Annotated in this window: 17 protein-coding genes and 2 tRNA genes; 13 read left to right on the top strand and 6 right to left on the bottom strand. The window is 69.2% G+C overall.

Annotated elements, in window-relative coordinates; genetic code table 11:
• The first annotated feature begins 119 nt into the window (after positions 1-119).
• Entirely contained in the window at positions 120-428 is a 309-nt protein-coding gene (locus MYK68_RS08170) for a hypothetical protein (RefSeq protein ID WP_247867429.1), read from the top strand.
• A gap of 260 nt (positions 429-688) precedes the next feature.
• Positions 689-1,081: a DUF3558 family protein gene (locus tag MYK68_RS08175; protein ID WP_349306167.1), complete on the top strand. Its 393-nt coding sequence runs from the start codon at positions 689-691 to the stop codon at positions 1,079-1,081.
• A 122-nt stretch (positions 1,082-1,203) separates the two neighbouring features.
• Here MYK68_RS08175 and pepN read toward each other — a convergent pair whose 3' ends face one another.
• Positions 1,204-3,801: an aminopeptidase N gene (gene pepN, locus MYK68_RS08180; RefSeq protein WP_247867430.1), complete on the bottom strand. Its 2,598-nt coding sequence runs from the start codon at positions 3,799-3,801 to the stop codon at positions 1,204-1,206.
• A 77-nt stretch (positions 3,802-3,878) separates the two neighbouring features.
• On the opposite strand from pepN, the gene MYK68_RS08185 reads away from it, so the two are divergent.
• Positions 3,879-4,487 carry a DsbA family oxidoreductase gene (locus MYK68_RS08185; protein WP_247867431.1) on the top strand — a complete coding sequence of 203 codons (609 nt, stop codon included), beginning with the start codon at positions 3,879-3,881 and terminating at the stop codon, positions 4,485-4,487.
• Between the two features lie 56 nt (positions 4,488-4,543).
• Here MYK68_RS08185 and MYK68_RS08190 read toward each other — a convergent pair whose 3' ends face one another.
• Positions 4,544-5,557, bottom strand: coding sequence for a M48 family metallopeptidase (locus MYK68_RS08190; RefSeq protein ID WP_247867432.1), 1,014 nt, complete (start codon positions 5,555-5,557; stop codon positions 4,544-4,546).
• Between the two features lie 23 nt (positions 5,558-5,580).
• Between MYK68_RS08190 and MYK68_RS08195 the strand changes: the two genes are divergently transcribed.
• The 3 genes from MYK68_RS08195 to MYK68_RS08205 all read left to right on the top strand — a co-directional run bounded on the left by MYK68_RS08195 (position 5,581) and on the right by MYK68_RS08205 (position 7,902).
• A complete protein-coding gene (locus tag MYK68_RS08195; protein ID WP_247867433.1) occupies positions 5,581-6,051 on the top strand; it encodes a ribose-5-phosphate isomerase in 471 nt (156 codons plus the stop codon).
• 12 nt (positions 6,052-6,063) lie between these two features.
• Positions 6,064-6,876: an Fpg/Nei family DNA glycosylase gene (locus tag MYK68_RS08200; RefSeq protein ID WP_247867434.1), complete on the top strand. Its 813-nt coding sequence runs from the start codon at positions 6,064-6,066 to the stop codon at positions 6,874-6,876.
• A gap of 114 nt (positions 6,877-6,990) precedes the next feature.
• Entirely contained in the window at positions 6,991-7,902 is a 912-nt protein-coding gene (locus MYK68_RS08205) for a cutinase family protein (RefSeq protein ID WP_247867435.1), read from the top strand.
• Positions 7,903-7,974: 72 nt separating this feature from the next.
• Here MYK68_RS08205 and MYK68_RS08210 read toward each other — a convergent pair whose 3' ends face one another.
• Together MYK68_RS08210 and MYK68_RS08215 are read right to left on the bottom strand one after the other, a co-directional pair.
• A complete protein-coding gene (locus tag MYK68_RS08210) occupies positions 7,975-8,661 on the bottom strand; it encodes a L,D-transpeptidase (protein ID WP_371307989.1) in 687 nt (228 codons plus the stop codon).
• 247 nt (positions 8,662-8,908) lie between these two features.
• Positions 8,909-8,979, bottom strand: a tRNA-Gly gene (locus tag MYK68_RS08215).
• Positions 8,980-9,134: 155 nt separating this feature from the next.
• On the opposite strand from MYK68_RS08215, the gene MYK68_RS08220 reads away from it, so the two are divergent.
• From MYK68_RS08220 to clpX, 5 genes are all read left to right on the top strand, one after another.
• A tRNA-Pro gene (locus MYK68_RS08220) sits at positions 9,135-9,211 on the top strand.
• A gap of 47 nt (positions 9,212-9,258) precedes the next feature.
• On the top strand, positions 9,259-10,611 hold the full coding sequence (gene tig, locus MYK68_RS08225) for a trigger factor (RefSeq protein ID WP_247867437.1): 1,353 nt from the start codon (positions 9,259-9,261) through the stop codon (positions 10,609-10,611).
• A 270-nt stretch (positions 10,612-10,881) separates the two neighbouring features.
• Positions 10,882-11,460 carry an ATP-dependent Clp protease proteolytic subunit gene (locus MYK68_RS08230; protein WP_247867975.1) on the top strand — a complete coding sequence of 193 codons (579 nt, stop codon included), beginning with the start codon at positions 10,882-10,884 and terminating at the stop codon, positions 11,458-11,460.
• A gap of 65 nt (positions 11,461-11,525) precedes the next feature.
• Positions 11,526-12,209 (top strand): ATP-dependent Clp protease proteolytic subunit, encoded by a 684-nt coding sequence (locus tag MYK68_RS08235; protein WP_247867438.1) that lies wholly within the window; start codon positions 11,526-11,528, stop codon positions 12,207-12,209.
• A gap of 181 nt (positions 12,210-12,390) precedes the next feature.
• Positions 12,391-13,665, top strand: coding sequence for an ATP-dependent Clp protease ATP-binding subunit ClpX (gene clpX, locus MYK68_RS08240; RefSeq protein WP_247867439.1), 1,275 nt, complete (start codon positions 12,391-12,393; stop codon positions 13,663-13,665).
• Positions 13,666-13,798: 133 nt separating this feature from the next.
• On the opposite strand, the gene MYK68_RS08245 is transcribed toward clpX, so the two are convergent.
• The gene (locus MYK68_RS08245) at positions 13,799-14,431 is read right to left on the bottom strand and encodes a class I SAM-dependent methyltransferase (protein WP_247867440.1); all 633 of its coding nucleotides are present in this window, start codon (positions 14,429-14,431) and stop codon (positions 13,799-13,801) included.
• Complete coding sequence (locus MYK68_RS08250) at positions 14,428-15,405, bottom strand: NAD(P)/FAD-dependent oxidoreductase (protein WP_247867441.1); 978 nt, start codon at positions 15,403-15,405, stop codon at positions 14,428-14,430. The genes MYK68_RS08245 and MYK68_RS08250 overlap by 4 nt, the downstream gene beginning before the upstream one ends.
• 67 nt (positions 15,406-15,472) lie before the next feature.
• On the opposite strand from MYK68_RS08250, the gene MYK68_RS08255 reads away from it, so the two are divergent.
• Positions 15,473-16,051, top strand: coding sequence for a helix-turn-helix domain-containing protein (locus tag MYK68_RS08255; RefSeq protein WP_502798307.1), 579 nt, complete (start codon positions 15,473-15,475; stop codon positions 16,049-16,051).
• Between the two features lie 115 nt (positions 16,052-16,166).
• A complete protein-coding gene (sodC, locus tag MYK68_RS08260) occupies positions 16,167-16,745 on the top strand; it encodes a superoxide dismutase[Cu-Zn] (RefSeq protein ID WP_247867976.1) in 579 nt (192 codons plus the stop codon).
• Positions 16,746-16,755 lie beyond the last annotated feature (10 nt).

The following is a 16,755-nucleotide window of genomic DNA, read 5'->3' on the forward strand; positions in this document are numbered from 1 at the left end:
AGGCGGCCACCTCGGAAGGGGTGGCCGCCTTTCTCTGTGCTCGCATCTGGCCGCTTTTGCGTGAAACGGAACCGGCCGGGCTCCCGGAACGTCTAAATATGGACGGGGGAGGGATAGCCATGGGGGACGTGGAGTCGATCGAGGACGTCTGGCGCGATCGTGCCCGGGTCGCGAGCGAGGCGGCGGACGAGCTGGAGGACTTGGCCAATCAGCTGGAGTCCATTCTCACGAGGAACGCGTTCGGAATCGGTTGCGTCGAAGGCGAGGTCCTGTTCGAGCGGCTCGGTCAGATCCGAAACGCTGCGGTCGATGCGTTCCGGGCTCGCTCAGGGGAAGCACGGCAGTTGTCGGAACGCTGTCTTACGGCGGCCGCCGTCTATACGGCCGCCGACGAATCGAGCGCAGTCGAGCTGGGAGCATCGGGGTGATCGCCGTCGGCCGACGCATCGGGCACTCAGCAGCAGTAGTGGGCATCTCGGTCACGGTGACGATCGTGACGGCGTGCACGTCCGTGGATGGGCGGCAAGCCGCGTCGCTTCGGACGGTTCCGAATTCGTCACCGATGCAGATTCGACAGACTGACGCGCAGGGCAGGAAGCTACCGTTCACGACAAAGTTCAGGCACCGGTGGAATTCTGCGAACAGTGGCACCACGTATGAGCCGTGTACAGCCGCCGGGTCTGCCGACGTGGACAGGCTGGGCGTAGACCTGACCACGGTCAAGGACATTGCCGGCACAGACGGCCAGACCTCGCGGGGATGTACGTGGAAGTACTCGGGAGTCGACAGGGATCACGGTTGGTCGGTAACCCAAGTCGTTGGGAATTCGCCGAGCCTGGCGACGGACAAGCAGAAGCGGCGCAGCGTCTCTGATCAATGGCGGTCGGATGTCACTATCGACGGTCGCCTTGTGGGCCTGCACACGACCACGTATGGGCGTGCCTGCGACACCTATGTCCAATCGGGCCAGGCCGCGGTAAGTACTTTCGTCTCGGTGATCGATCGGGGCATCGGCACTGACGAGGTCTGCGAGCGAGCCCTGGCCTTCACGCGCGCGACCATCGGTCAGATGCCCCCGTGACCTGCCCCGTGACCCTCCCGAGCGGCCCCCTCTCACTACCCAGAACGAAACCCCGGGATCCGTTGCCCGATACGAGCAACAGATCCCGGGGGCTTCGCTGGGTACCGGGGTCGGTACCGGGGTCAGGTGGCGTCGTGGGTGCGGGCCTTCAGGGAGCGCTCCACGCCGGCACGACCCTCCAGGATCAGTCGTTCCAGCGCCGGGGGGACGTCGCCGGATGCCAGGAAGGCGTCGGCGGCGTCGAGGGCGGCGGCGCTGATGTCCCATGACGGGTACAGGCCGACGACGACCGTCTGGGCCACCTCGCTGGAGCGTCGTGCCCAGAGGTCGCTGACCGACTCGAAGTAGCGTTCGGTGAACGGCAGCAGCAGTTCGGTCTGGCCCGCGCGGTTGATGCCCTCGATCATCGCGCGCACGGTCACGTTGGCGACCGTGTCGTCGTCGAAGGCCGTGCTCCAGGCGGCCTCCTTGGCCTCGGCGAGCGGCCGGGCGGCGCGCGCCGCCTCGGCGTGGCGGGCGCCGGCGGCGGTGTTGTCGCGGGCCGCCTCGGCGTCGATCGCCGGGGTACCGGACGCCTCGGCATCCAGGGCGCCGGCCGCGGCCAGCGCCTTGACCAGCTTCCAGCGCAGTTCCGCGTCGACCACCAGCCCGGCCAGGCCGACGGTCGCGGGGTCGTCGCCGTCGAGCAGCGATCGCAGGGCGGGGAGCTGGTCGTCGTTCACCACGCCGCCCAGCAGCGCGTTCACGAACGCCAGCTGGTGATCCGAGCCGGGCTCGGCGGCGCGGGCGAGGTCGAGCAACCGGGCCGCGAACGACGGCCAGCCCTCGGTGATCGCCCAGTGCGGATCGGCGTACGACTCCAGCGCCGTCCCGGCCTGCAGCAGCACGCGCTGAACGACGCCGATCTCGGATTCGGCGCCGATCCCGGCGCTGACGAGCGCGACGAAGTCGCGGGCCCGCATCTCGGCCTGGCGGGTCATCTCCCACGCCGCCGACCACACCAGGGTGCGCGGCAGCGAGTCGGCGATGTCGGCGATGCGGGCGGTCGCGGTGGCCAGGGACCGCGGGTCCAGGCGGACCGACGCGTAGGTGAGGTCGTCGTCGTTCAGCAGGATCAGCTGGCCGCGCGGGACGCCGACCAGCTCGGGGACCTCGGTGCGCGGGCCGTCGACGTCGATCTCGACGCTGTGCGTGCGGACCAGCTTGCCGTCGGCGTCGTCGTCGTAGATCCCGATGCGCAGGCGGTGCACGCGGACGCCGCCCGGCTCGCGCTTCTCCAGTCCGCCCGCGGCCGGCTCGGCGCCGCCCTGCAGGACGGCGAAATCGGTGAAGCGGCCCTGCTCGTCGAGCAGGAAGTCGGGCTCCAGGGCGTTGATACCGGTGGTCTTGAGCCACTGGTCGCCCCAGCTGGACAGGTCACGGCCGGAGGCGCGTTCCAGGGCACCGACCAGGTCGGCGAAAGTGGCGTTGCCGAAGCGGTGCTCGGTGAAGTACTCGCGCAGACCGGTCAGGAACGGCTCCAGACCGACGTAGGCGACGAGCTGCTTGAGCACCGACGCACCCTTGGCGTAGGTGATGCCGTCGAAGTTCACCTCGACGGCCTGCAGGTCGACCATGTCGGCGGCGATCGGATGGGTCGACGGCAGCTGGTCCTGCCGGTACGCCCACGACTTCTCGACGTTCGCGAAGGTGGTCCAGGCGTTGGTGTACTCGGTGGCGCCGACCTGGGCCAACACCGAGGCGAAGGTCGCGAACGACTCGTTGAGCCACAGGTCGTCCCACCACTTCATGGTCACCAGGTCGCCGAACCACATGTGCGCCATCTCGTGCAGGACGGTCTCGTTGCGGCGCTCGTACAGATAGCGGGTGACCCGCGAGCGGAAGACGTAGTCCTCCAGGAAGGTCACCGCGCCGGCGTTCTCCATCGCCCCGGCGTTGAACTCGGGGACGAACAGCTGGTCGTACTTGCCGAACGCGTACGGCACGCCGAAGGTGCGGTGGTAGAAACCGAAACCCTGCTTGGTCTCGGTGAACAGCCGCTCGGCATCCATGTGCTCGGCGAGCGAGGCACGGCAGTACAGCCCGAGGGGGATGGTGCCGTGGTCGTCGGCGTACTCGTCGGTCCACTTCGCGTACGGCCCGGCGATCAGGGCGACGAGGTAGGTGCTCATCACCTCGGTGGTCGCGAACACGTGCGTGCGGGCGGCGCCGTCCGCGGAGGTCTGGGTGACCGGCGCGTTGGAGATCACCTCCCAGCTCTCGGGCGCAGTCACCGTCAACGTGTAGGTGGCCTTGAGATCGGGCTGGTCGAAGCAGGCGAACATCCGCTTCGCGTCGGCGGTCTCGAACTGCGAGTACAGGTACACCGCACCGTCGGCGGGATCGACGAAGCGGTGCAGACCCTCACCGGTGTTGGAGTAAGCGCAGTCGGCGACCACCGACAGGACGTTCTCCTCCGCGAGGTCCGGCAGCGCCAATCCGGCCGACTCGTCGTAGTCGGACACGTCCAGGTCGACCCCATTCAGATTCGCCGAAATCAGCTGCGGCGCAACAAGATCGATGAACGACGACGCCCCCGGCGTCGCGGTGAACGTCACCACGGTGTGCGAGGCGAAGGTCTCCTCGCCGGTGGTGAGGTCGAGGTCGATGCGATAGTTCTGGATGTCGAGAACGGCGGCGCGCTCGGCGGCGGCGGACCGCGTGAGATTGGGAGGAGTCACAGCGTCGACTGTATCCCCGCGCGGGCCCCGGCGGCAGCGGGCGGCGCAGCGGGCCGCGCGGTGCTTGAATGGGTGGCATGGCTGAACGCGATCGTGTGGATTTCTGGTTCGACCCCCTCTGCCCGTGGTGCTGGATCACCTCGCGCTGGATCCTGGAGGCGGAGAAGGTGCGGCCCATCGATGTGAACTTCCACATCATGAGCCTCGCCGTGCTCAACGAGGGCCGGGACATCCCGGAGTCGTACCGGGCGATGCTCGCCGACGCGATGGGGCCGGTCCGCGTGCTCGCCGCCGCGGCCGACCGGCACGGCGACCAGGTCCTCGCACCGCTCTACGCCGCGATGGGCACCGAGCGCCACGACAACGGCAACCACGACGCGGCCTCGGTGATCACGAACGCGCTCGCGGCGGCCGGCCTCGAAGCCGACCTGGCGGAGGCGGCGACCTCGACGTCGTACGACGACACCATCCGGGCGAGTCACCACGAGGGCATGGACAAGGTGGGCCCGGACGTCGGCACACCGACCATTCACGTCAACGGCATCGCCTTCTTCGGGCCCGTGCTGTCGAAGATCCCGCGCGGCGAGGAGGCCGGCCGGGTGTGGGACGGCGTCGTCGCGCTGGCGAGCTACCCGCACTTCTTCGAACTCAAGCGCACCCGCACCGAGGACCCCGACTTCACCTGATCTCGGTACCCGCCGAGGCCGCCACGGGGAGCGGAGTGTCCGCACCGTGGGTGGGCTCAGAACTTCGGGGGAGTGACCAGCCCGTTCGGGAGCGATCCGGCGGGGACCTCGCGCGGCGCCGGCGGCGTCGCGATCGGCACGGTGTGGCCGCTGCCGACGCCGCGCCTGGCGGTGCGCGGACGGAAGAACAGCGAACCGGCCCGGGTCCGGTCGCGCAGCGCGGACGCCCGCCAGGTGAGCACCGGGTGATTGGCCAGCAGGTTGACCAGCGTCACGAAGAAGCCCTTCTCCTGCGTGGCGCGGTCGGCGAACTGGTCGTAGTCGACCGCGGTCAGCATGTACTTGCCCGCCGCGAGCAGGCCGATCGCGGGCGGCGCCCCGGCCGGATGGGTGTAGTAGCCGTAGTTGTCGGCGGTGTACTCCTGCGCGCGCGACAGCGTGGTGCCCAGGATCGGCACCGACATCAGGGTGCCGGTGAACAACTGCCGCCAGTACGACGTGTGACCGGCCGCGAGATGTCCCACCTCGTGCCCGATCACGAATTCCAGCGCCTCCGGGTTGCGGGCCTTGCCGCCCACCTCGAACAGGTCCGAATAGACGACGATGTAGCGGCGGAACCCGTGGCCCGAGGCGAACGCGTTGATCGCGCCGTTGCCGTTCACCACGTAGCCGTCGGGCGCGTAGTGCAGGCCGTAGCGCGCGGCGGCCTCGATCAGCATCCGGTATCCCTCGGGGAACTGCGTCGGCGACATCTGCACACCGTTGACGCGCTGCTGCGCGTACAGCACGCCGCGGCCGATCAGCAGGAGCAGCGGCAACGCGAGGATCAGCAGGAAGTACTCGCTGATGTTCCCGATCGCGACGAGGACCAGCACCGCGAGGTAGCCGGCCAGGCTGAGTGCGATCAGCAGCACCAGCATCGGGATCTCGCCCGGATGCCGGCGCGGGGCGCCGGAATACTTGGCCGGCGGCCGCCAGACGGCGTCCGGGCCGGGCTGATGCGTGGGCGGCGCCTCGACCTTGGAGTCGGGTACGCCGGGAACGGAGGGGATGGGCGCGTGGGTGTCCACCCCACCAATCTATAGTGACGGGCATGCGGATTTACCTGGGTGCCGACCACGCCGGCTTCGAGCGCAAGAACGAGATCGCCGATCATCTGCGGGCCGCCGGTCACGAGGTGATCGACTGCGGTGCGCACACCTACGATGCTCTCGACGACTACCCGCCGTTCTGCATCGAGGCGGCCGAGCGCGTCGTCGCCGATCCGGGCAGCCTCGGCATCGTCCTCGGCGGCAGCGGCAACGGTGAGCAGATCGCCGCCAACAAGGTCAAGGGTGCCCGCTGCGCGCTGGCCTGGAGCACCGAGACCGCGCAGCTGGCCCGCGAGCACAACAACGCCCAGCTGATCGGCATCGGCGGCCGCATGCACTCCAAGGAGGAGGCGCTGGCCATCGTCGACGCCTTCGTGTCGACCGCCTGGTCGGAGGAGCCGCGTCACCAGCGCCGCATCGACCTGCTCGCCGACTACGAGCGCACCGGCGAGAACCACCTGCCGCAGGCCTGACGGCCGCCACCCATGCCCGAGGGTCATGCGCTGCACCGGCTCGCCCGGCGGCAGTCGCAGCAGTTCGGCGGCCAGCGGGTCCGGGTCAGCAGCCCGCAGGGGCGCTTCGGTCCCGAGGCCGCACTGCTCGACGGGCTCGTCTTCGAGGGCGCGCAGGCCTGGGGCAAGCACCTGATCTACCGGCTCGGTGATGCCGGTGAGCGTCTGGTGCACATTCATCTGGGCATCTACGGCGCCTTCACCGAGGAGTCGTTGCCGATGCCGGAGCCGACCGGTCAGATCCGGCTGCGGATGGTCGGCGACGACCTCGGCGTCGACCTGCGCGGGCCCAACGCCTGCGAGCTGTACACACCGGAGGACCTCGACGCCCTGATCGCCCGGCTCGGGCCCGATCCGCTGCGTGACGACGCCGACCCGGAGCGGGCGTGGCGGGCGATCAGCCGGTCCCGGCGCCCGATCGGCTCGCTGCTGATGGACCAGAAGGTGATCGCCGGGGTCGGCAACATCTATCGCGCGGAAGTGCTGTTCCGCACCGGCATCGAGCCGATGCGGCCCGGCACCACGATCACCCGCGGCGAGTTCGACGCGATCTGGGCCGACCTGGCCGAACTGATGCCGATCGGCATGGCGAAAGGGCGGATCCACGTCGTCCGCCCCGAGGACGACCACGGCGCCCCGGCGTACGCCCCGGACCGGCCCCGCACCTACGTGTACCGGCGGGCCGGCGAGGCCTGCCGGCTGTGCGGCACAGCGGTGTCGTGGCGGGAGCTGGAAGGACGCAACCTGTTCTGGTGCGCCTCGTGCCAGTCCTCTGCCGCCGGCTGAGGCTTCGACGGGCTCAGCCGGCGGAGCGGACTCTCATCGGCCGGAGTGGATTCTCAGAGGACGTTCAGCCGTCTGCCCGGGTCCCTCCCAGGAGGTGCGGCCACCCTGGAAGGCATGACCAGCTTCCCGACGGGCCGCGGCCCGGTGACGGTGCTCGCCGTGGGCGGCACCGGCGAATCATTCCCCGGCGACCGCCGGACCGAGGTGACCGGCATGCTCGCCGGTGTCACCCGCGCGCTCGACGACCGCTTCACCGCGCGCTGGGTGCCGTACCCGGCCAGCTACGGGCCCACCCCGCGCCCGGACGGCGAATGCTATCTGACCAGCGTGTCGCGCGGTGTGACGGCGCTGTCGCGGGCCATCGCCCAGACCCTCGCCGACGACCCGCACGCCACCGTGATGCTGATCGGCTACTCGCAGGGTGCGGTGGTGATCCGGCGGCTCCTGGCGCACCCGTCGTCCGGGCACCTGCTGCCGTCGATCGCGGCGGTCGGCTTCGTCGCCGACCCCCATCAGCCGCCCGGAGCGGTCGACGGCTGCGAGGGCTGGGGTGTGGCCGGGCCGGGGCCCGCGCTGCCCGGGGACATCCCCGCGTTCTGGATCGGGGCCGCCGACGACATGATCTGCAACGCGAGCCCGGACTCGCTGCTGCGCGACGTCGCCGACCTGTCCGGCGTGTTCTCGGCCGGGCATGTGCGGCTGTGGCTCACCGACGCGTACGGCCGGGTCCGCTCGGCGCGGTTGCAGAACGCTCCGCGGACCGCGATCACGCCCGCGCAGTGGCGGCGGGACGTCGGCCGCGTCGCGCGGGCCGCCCGCGAGGTCCGCGGCTACCTGCCGTCGTCGGTGCAGTGGCGGCGGTGGCGGGTGCGCAACAGCCTCGGCGGGCGCCACGTGTCGTACGACGTCGAGCCCTACCGGCGGGCGCCGCTCACCGATCCGGACACCACCGGATGCGAGGCGCTCGCGCACTGGTTGCAGTTGCAGGCCACGCTGGGGGAGAGCGGTCGCCGGACCGCGGCATGAGAACCCGGGATGCGAAACGAGGTCCCACCCGTGATCGGGTGGGACCTCGTCTCGTAGGTCAGCGCGGTGCGACTAGCTGGAGTCGGCCGGGCCCTTGGTGCCGCGGATGACGACCGGGGTGCCGGTCGGGATGTTCTCGTACACCCAGCGGCCGTTCTCGGTGCTCACGTTGAGGCAGCCGTGGCTCACGTTGCTGTGGCCCTGCTGCTCGACCGACCACGGCGCGGCGTGGATGAACACGCCGTCGTTGGTCAGGCGGGTCGCGTACTCGACGTAGGTGCGGTAACCCTCGGGCGAGTCGACCGGCACACCGTAGGTGGAGCTGTCCATGTACATGTCACGGTACTTCTCCTTGGTGTGGAAGGTTCCGTGCTGCGTCGGGTGCGCATCGCTGCCCATGGAGACCGGCATGTTCTTGACGAGCTTGCCGTCCTTCCACCAGTAGAGGCGGTGGTCGCTGTCGACCGCGAGGGCGACGTAACCGGACTTGGTCGCGACGTTCGGCATGGCCGGGACGCCCGGCTCGGCCGGCGGCGTCGACTTCTTCGGCGTCGGCTTGGTGTGCGACGGAGGGGTCGGCAGACCCGGGATCTCCGGCACGTCGATGGTCGGGCCGCCCGGGAAGATGGTGACCTTGCCGGCCGGTTCGGCATTCGCGACGGCCGGCACTGCGATGGACAGGGCTGCGCCGGTCACGGCGACAGCGACGAGTCGGGCAGTAAGGCTATTACGTCGGCCCGAAGACTTGGCGGAAAACACGTGGTCAAAACCTTCGTTCGTGGTCATGGATGACGTCCCCCGAGACGTACAGGAAGCATCGTTACATAAACGTTGCCATCGAGCCAACCGGTTACGGCGGGCATCTGCGCTGCTACGTCCCTTGTGTCCGGTTTGTCCTGCGGGTACGCCGGTAACGGGATTCCGGTCACAACCCATCGGGGCGTGTCCGGCAGGCGATTCGGGCGCGGCCCCACCGAGATGGAAGCCGCGCCCGAATCGTCACCTGAGCGGGTGACGGGAATCGAACCCGCGTAGCTAGTTTGGAAGACTAGGGCTCTACCATTGAGCTACACCCGCGTGCGCGCCGGCGGCCGTCTCCGGCGCACCGTGTGCGAGCACAGACTCTACGTGACCGCCGTCGCCTTCGGCAAAAGGGCCTCCCGCCCGCACGGTGACGGCCGGGTGATCAGTACTATGGCTGTCTGGTCGCGTCGGACGTCGTCGTACACCGCCGGGATGTGGCGCAGCTTGGTAGCGCATCCGCTTTGGGAGCGGAGGGTCGCAGGTTCAAATCCTGTCATCCCGACCACCGTCAATCGTGCGAGCACGCAGTAACTAACAAGGAGCACCAACGTCGTGAAGAGCACCGTCGAGCAGCTGAGCCCGACCCGAGTCAAGCTGAATGTCGAGGTTCCGTTCGAGGAGCTGTCCGGCGACTTCGAGCGCGCCTACGCCGCGCTCGCCCAGCAGATCCGCATCCCGGGCTTCCGTCCCGGCAAGGCTCCGGCCAAGATCATCGAGGCACGGGTCGGCCGCGAGGCGATCCTCGAGCAGGTCGTGAACGACGCGCTGCCCGCCAAGTACAGTGAGGCGCTCGCCGAGACCGAGACCAACGCGATCAGCCAGCCGGAGATCGAGCTGGGCGACCTGGTCCACGGCGAGCCGCTCACCTTCACCGCCGTCGTCGACGTGCGCCCGGAGATCACCCTGCCCGCCTACGACTCGCTGTCGGTCGAGGTCGATCCGATCGAGGTCGCCGACGCCGACGTCGAGGCCGAACTGGACAATCTGCGCCAGCGCTTCGGCACCCTGGCCGGCGTCGACCGCGGTGCGCAGGAGGGCGACTTCGTCTCGCTCGACCTGTCGGCCACCGTCGACGGTGAGAACGTCGAGGACGCCGCCACCGAGGGCCTGTCGCACGAGGTCGGCAACGGCGACCTGATCGACGGCCTCGACGAGGCCATCACCGGCCTCAAGTCGGGTGAGTCGACCACCTTCACCACCACGCTCATCGCCGGCGAGTACGCGGGCAAGGAGGCCGAGGTCACCGCGACCGTGCAGTCGGTCAAGGTCCGCGAGCTGCCGGAACTGGACGAGGACTTCGTGCAGATGGCCAGCGAGTTCGACACCGTCGACGAGCTGCGCGAGAGCCTGCGCGGCCAGGTCGCCGACACCAAGAAGTACGCCCAGGCCGGCGCCATCCGTGACGCCGTCCTCGACGCGCTCCTCGAGGCCGTGGAGTTCCCGCTGCCCGAGGCCGTCGTCGACGACGAGGTCGAGGCCACCCAGCACCAGCTGATCCACGCGCTCGGTCACGACGACGAGCAGATCGCCCGCTTCCTGGAGGCCCAGGGCAAGACCCGCGAGGAGTGGGACGCCGAGGCCAAGGAGACCGCCGAGAAGTCGGTGCGCACCCAGCTGCTGCTCGACGCCGTCGCCGACGCCGCCGAGACCGAGGTGGACCAGAGCGAGCTGACCCAGCAGATCATCATGCAGGCCCAGCGCTACGGGATGCCGCCGCAGGAGTTCATCCAGCAGCTGCAGAACGCCAACCAGATCGGCGCCCTGTACGCCGATGTGCGCCGCAACAAGGCGCTGGCCGAGGTGATCGGCGAGGTGACCGTGAAGGACACCAACGGCGACGTGATCGACACCGAGACCTTCTTCGGCGCCGCCGAGGCCGACGACGAGGACGGCGACGACGAGTGATCGTCTGACCTGCTCGGTCGACACCCCGTAAGACCCGCGCGGCCGGGACCGGATCTCCGGTCCCGGCCGCGCGCATCGGCAGGGCGTCTGGTTCCGCTGTCAGCGGATTGTTCCGCTGTCAGCGAATCACCGGGGTGTGCGGAACATCCGGACCCCCGCATTTGATTAATGTCGGTGACAGCTTTCAACCGCGGCTGGGGCCACCACGCGATGGCCGCCACACGACAGAGGAGACTTTCCACCGTGAGCAACCTGTACACGCCGCCCAGCATGGCCTCGGGTGTCGCCGGCCTGAATCTGACCGATTCGGTGTTCGAGCGACTGCTGCGCGAGCGCATCATCTTCCTGGGCACCCAGGTGGACGACGACATCGCCAACCGTCTCTGCGCGCAGATCCTGCTGCTCGCCGCCGAGGATCCCGAACGGGACATCAACCTGTACATCAACTCGCCGGGCGGCAGCGTCACCGCGGGTATGGCCATCTTCGACACCATGCAGCTGGCGCCGTGCGACGTCGCCACCTACGCGATGGGCATGGCCGCCTCGATGGGGCAGTTCCTCCTCGCCGCCGGCGCCAAGGGCAAGCGCCACGCGCTCCCGCACGCGCGTATCATGATGCACCAGCCGTCCGCCGGCATCGGTGGCACCGCGGCCGACATCGCCATTCAGGCCGAGCAGTTCGCGGCCACCAAGAAGGAGATGAACCGGCTCAACTCCGAGTTCACCGGCCAGCCGCTGGAGAAGATCGAGGCCGACGCCGACCGCGACAAGTGGTTCACCGCCTCGGAGGCGCAGGAATACGGCATCGTCGACCACGTGGTGACCAGCGTCGCCCGCACCGGCGCATGATCCCTTCGACGGAGCTCAGGGACCGCCAGGGAACCGCCGCTCACAACGACTTTCACGGAGACCCCATGTACAGCACTCTTCCGGCCGACGTCCGCGCCGGCATCCCCGATTCGGCGATCGCGCTCAAGCAGATCGAAGCGCGCTACATCCTGCCGTCGTTCATCGAGAACACCCCCAACGGCCAGCGCCAGTACGACCCGTACGCCAAGCTCTTCGAGGAGCGCATCGTCTTCGTCGGCACGCCGATCGACCAGACCGTGGCGAACGACGTGATGGCGCAGCTGCTGGTGCTCGAGAGCCAGGACCCCGACCGCGACATCACCATGTACATCAACTCGCCGGGCGGCAGCGTGCACGACATGCTCGCCATCTACGACACCATGCAGTACGTGCACTGCGACATCGTCACCGTGTGCCTGGGTGAGGCGGCCTCGGCCGCGGCGATCCTGCTGGCTGGCGGCACCCCCGGCAAGCGCGCCGCGCTGCCGAACGCGACCATCCTGATCCACCAGCCGCGCACCGGCGGCGCCTACCAGGGCCAGGTGTCCGACCTGGAGATCCAGGCCAACGAGATCGAGCGGATCCGCCATCGGCTCGACGAGATCCTGGCCCGGCACACCGGCCAGGACACAGAGAAGATCCGCCGCGACACCGACCGTGACAACATCCTGACGGCCGAGCAGGCCAAGGACTACGGCATCGTCGACGAGGTCTTCGAGTACCGCAAGAAGTCGGCCCGCAAGTCGTAGCGGGCGGCCGCCGACACGCCGGGTCTTCGCCCGGGGTGTCGGCGACCGGAGCGCCGTAGGCTCTACAGGCCACGGCACAAGTCCGCGAATCCTCGCCGAGGACGCGGCGCAGAGCGTGTAGACGAGTTAGTGCGCGGGTACCGTTGAGGTAGCGCAGAGCAGGAAGTTGGTGCAAGGCGACATGGCACGTATCGGGGACGGCGGCGACCTGTTGAAGTGCTCGTTCTGCGGCAAGAGCCAGAAGCAGGTCAAGAAGCTCATCGCCGGTCCCGGGGTGTACATCTGCGACGAGTGCATCGATCTGTGCAACGAGATCATCGAGGAAGAGCTCGCCGAGACCAGCGATGTGAAGCTCGACGAGCTCCCGAAGCCGGCCGAGATCCGCGAGTTCCTGGACACCTACGTGGTCGGTCAGGACACCGCCAAGCGGACGCTCGCGGTCGCGGTCTACAACCACTACAAGCGCATCCAGGCCGGGGAGAAGAAGGAAGCGCGTGGCGGCGAGACCGTCGAGCTGGCCAAGAGCAACATCCTGATGCTCGGTCCCACAGGCTGCGGCAAGACCTACCTGGCGCAGACCCTCGCCAAGATGCTGAACGTGCCGTTCGCGATCGCCGACGCCACCGCGCTCACCGAGGCCGGCTACGTGGGCGAGGACGTCGAGAACATCCTGCTGAAGCTGATCCAGGCCGCCGACTACGACGTCAAGCGCGCCGAGACCGGCATCATCTACATCGACGAGGTCGACAAGGTCGCGCGCAAGAGCGAGAACCCGTCGATCACCCGCGACGTGTCCGGTGAGGGCGTGCAGCAGGCGCTGCTGAAGATCCTCGAGGGCACGCAGGCGTCGGTCCCGCCGCAGGGCGGCCGCAAGCATCCGCACCAGGAGTTCATCCAGATCGACACGACGAACGTGCTGTTCATCGTGGCCGGTGCCTTCGCCGGGCTGGAGAAGATCGTGTCCGAGCGGATCGGTAAGCGCGGTATCGGTTTCGGCAACGAGGTGACGAGCAAGAACGAGGTCGACACCACCGACCACTTCGCCGACGTCATGCCGGAGGACCTGATCAAGTTCGGTCTGATCCCGGAGTTCATCGGCCGCCTGCCGATGATCGCCTCGGTGACCAACCTCGACAAGGACGCCCTGGTCTCGATCCTGTCCGATCCGAAGAACGCGCTGGTGAAGCAGTACCGCAAGCTCTTCGACATGGACAACGTGGAACTCGAGTTCACCGATGACGCGCTGGAGGCGGTCGCCGATCAGGCGATTCACCGCGGCACCGGCGCCCGCGGCCTCCGCGCGATCATGGAGGAGGTGCTGCTGCCCGTCATGTACGACATCCCCAGCCGCACCGACGTGGCCAAGGTGGTCGTGACCGCGGAGACGGTCAACGACAACGTGCTCCCGACGATCGTGCCCCGCAAGAAGCGCGAGCCCCGCGAGAAGTCGGCCTGATCCGTCTCGAGACCGCACGGTTTACGGTCGCTGACCGGAAGACCGTGCGGTCTCGTGCATCCCCGTCCGTGTCCCGCTGGCCGTGCACTTCTCATGCTGGTCGAGCGGAGTCGAGACCACCCGTTCTCGCAGGTCAGCGGAGCCGTGTCGCCCGCACGACGACGTCGTGTAGCTCTCGCTCGTGCCCGGCACTGTCGGTGATGGTCCGCGACGTCTCGAGCGCCGTGTCGATCCGCCACTCGTCGGGAGGGAGCAGGGCGACGATCTGACCGGCCGTGGCCGTGGTCTCCTCCGGTGGCTCGGTGTCGTCGTGGCCGGTGTGGTCGTGGTCGCCGCGGTGGAGATGGCCGACGATGAGCAGCGTGCCGCCCGGCGCCACCCAACCCGCCAGCCTTCGATAGAAGTCGAGGTGACTGCCGGGCGGGTGGGCGTAGAACGTCGTCACCAGGCCGGCCGGTGCGGCCGGTGCCCAGGTGCTGAGATCGGCGTGGAGCCAGTCGATCTCGACGTGCGCGTCGGCGGCGCGGCGGCGTGCGAGGGCGAGAGCGCTCGGCGAGACGTCGATCCCGGTCACCTGCCAGCCGCGTTCGGCGAGCGCGATCGCTTCGCGGCCCCCGCCGCAGCCGGCATCGATGGCGGTGCCGGGTGTCAGCCCCGCCGTCTCGGTGGCGAGGTACGGATGTACGGAGGTCGCCTCCGGGCAGGTGCCGTCGGCCCACATGTCCTCCCAGCGGGCGGCGTCGTCCGTGGCGTGCGCGTGACTCATCGCCGCACCGGCTCCCGCGGCGGCGCGACCGGCCGGCCCGCATCGGTGAAGATCAGGTCCATGTTGAGCCGGGCCGCGACGAAGACGCCGTCGGCGGCTGAACTGGTGACCTGAGCCATCTGGTCGCGGATGTTGCCCGCGGCCCACAGGCCCGGTACGCCGGTGCGGCCGTCGGAGTCCGCCGCGAGGTACGTGCCGAACTCGTTCTCTTCGACGGAGACGCCGAACCCGGCCAGGATCCCGGTGTTCGCGTGGATCCGGGAGTGCACGGCGATCGCGTCGAGGTCGACGGCGGAACCTCCGACGAGCCGGACCCCGGCGAGAGCGCCGTCCGGGTCGTCGAATACCTCCTCGACCAGGCCGGTGCGAACCTGGACCCCGACGCGGTCGAGGGTGGCGAGGTCGTCGCTGGAGAAGTCGACGCCGTTGGCGAGAAGCACGACGTCGTCGCTCCACTGGTGGAACATCAGCGCCTGCATCCAGGACAGCGGTCCGGTCGCGAGGATCCCGATGCGCTTGTCTCGGGCCTCCCAGCCGTGGCAGTACGGGCAGTGCAGGATCGCGGTGCCCCAGTGCCGGTGCAGGCCGGGAATGCTCGGGAGGTCGTCGCGGACGCCGGTGGCGACGAGGACGGTGCGGCTGCGGAGGGTCGTGCCGTCGTCGAGCGCGATGGTGAAGCCGTCGTCGTCGCGGGTGATCCTGTCCACCTGGCCGTCGACGAGGCGTCCGCCGTACCCGGTGACCTCGGCGCGGCCGCGCGCGACGTATTCGGCGGGGGAGATGCCCTCGGCGGCGATCAGGCCGTGGATCCCGGCGGCCGGAGCGTTGCGCGGGGCGCCGCCGTCGATCACGGTGACGCGCCGCCGGGCGCGCGCCAGCGTCAGTCCGGCGCTGAGTCCGGCCGCGCCCGCGCCGATGACGATCACCTCGTCGCGGTCGGTGCCGGTCGTGTCCTGCTCTGAATGTCTGGTCATGCCGACGATGGTGCGGCACCGTCGGCCGTACTGGCAAAGATTGTTGCCGAACGGCAAAATGGAAGTCGTGAACGACGATGAGACGCTCGATGCCGTCGGGGCCCGGCTGAAGCAATTGCGCAGTCGGCGCGACGTGACCCTGACCGACCTGGCCGAGCAGACCGGCATCTCGGCGAGCACGCTGTCGCGCCTGGAATCGGGATTGCGGCGGCCGACGCTGGAACAACTGTTGCCGCTGGCCCGGGTATACGGCGTGACGCTGGACGAGCTGGTCGACGCGCCGCCCACCGGCGATCCGCGGGTGAGTATCCGGCCGGTCGTGGACGAGTGCGGCCGCGTGGTGCTGCCGCTGAGCCGGCGGCCGGGCGGGATCCAGGCGTACAAGCTGGTGATCCCCGCGGTCGACGACGACGTCGACCATCCCGAGTTGCGGGTGCACGAGGGCTACGACTGGGTGTACGTGCTGAACGGGACCCTGCGGCTGGTCCTGGGCGAGCACGACCTGCTGCTCAAACCCGGCGAGGTCGCCGAATTCGACTGCCGGACTCCGCACTGGTTCGGTGCGACGTCCGCCGGCCCGGTCGAGTGTCTGGCGCTGGTCGGCAAGCAGGGGGAACGCGCCCACGTCCGGGCTCGGCCCGCCTGATCGCGGGCGGCCCGCGCCGCGACCCCCTTGTGTCCTCCGTTCGGAGGACTACCGTGGAGACATGGCTACTCGGAATGCTCTCCGGTCCCTGTCCGCAGTTCTGGCCGCGGGGGTGATGGCCGTGTCGCTCGCGGCGTGCGGCAGTTCGGACAAGAGCGACTCCGACACCCTGCACGTCCCGATCAAGGACGCGAGCGGCGCCGAGATCGCCACCGCGGAGATCGAGTTCGAGCACGGCTACGCGACCGTCGAGGTCAAGACCACGGAGCCGGGCAAACTGACGCCGGGCTTCCACGGTCTGCACGTCCACGCGGTCGGCAAGTGCGAGCCGAACTCGCAGGCGCCGGGCGGCGGTGAGACCGGGAACTTCCTGTCCGCGGGCGGCCACTTCCAGGCGCCCGGGCACACGGGACACCCGATGAGCGGCGACCTGTCGTCGCTGCAGGTCCGCAACGACGGATCGGCGCTGCTGGAGACGACGACCAACGGCTTCACCCGCGCCGACCTGCTGGCCGGTGCCGGGACCGCGATCATCATTCATTCCGGCCCCGACAACTTCGGCAACATCCCCGCCGACCGGTACAAGCAGAACGACGGGACGCCGGGTCCCGACGAGAAGACGATGATGACCGGTGACGCCGGCAGCCGCGTGGCCTGCGGTGTGATCTCGCCCGGCGGCGGCAAGGCCGCCTGATCGCCAGCGG

Source organism: Gordonia sp. PP30 (genome assembly GCF_023100845.1).
GTDB lineage: Bacteria > Actinomycetota > Actinomycetes > Mycobacteriales > Mycobacteriaceae > Gordonia.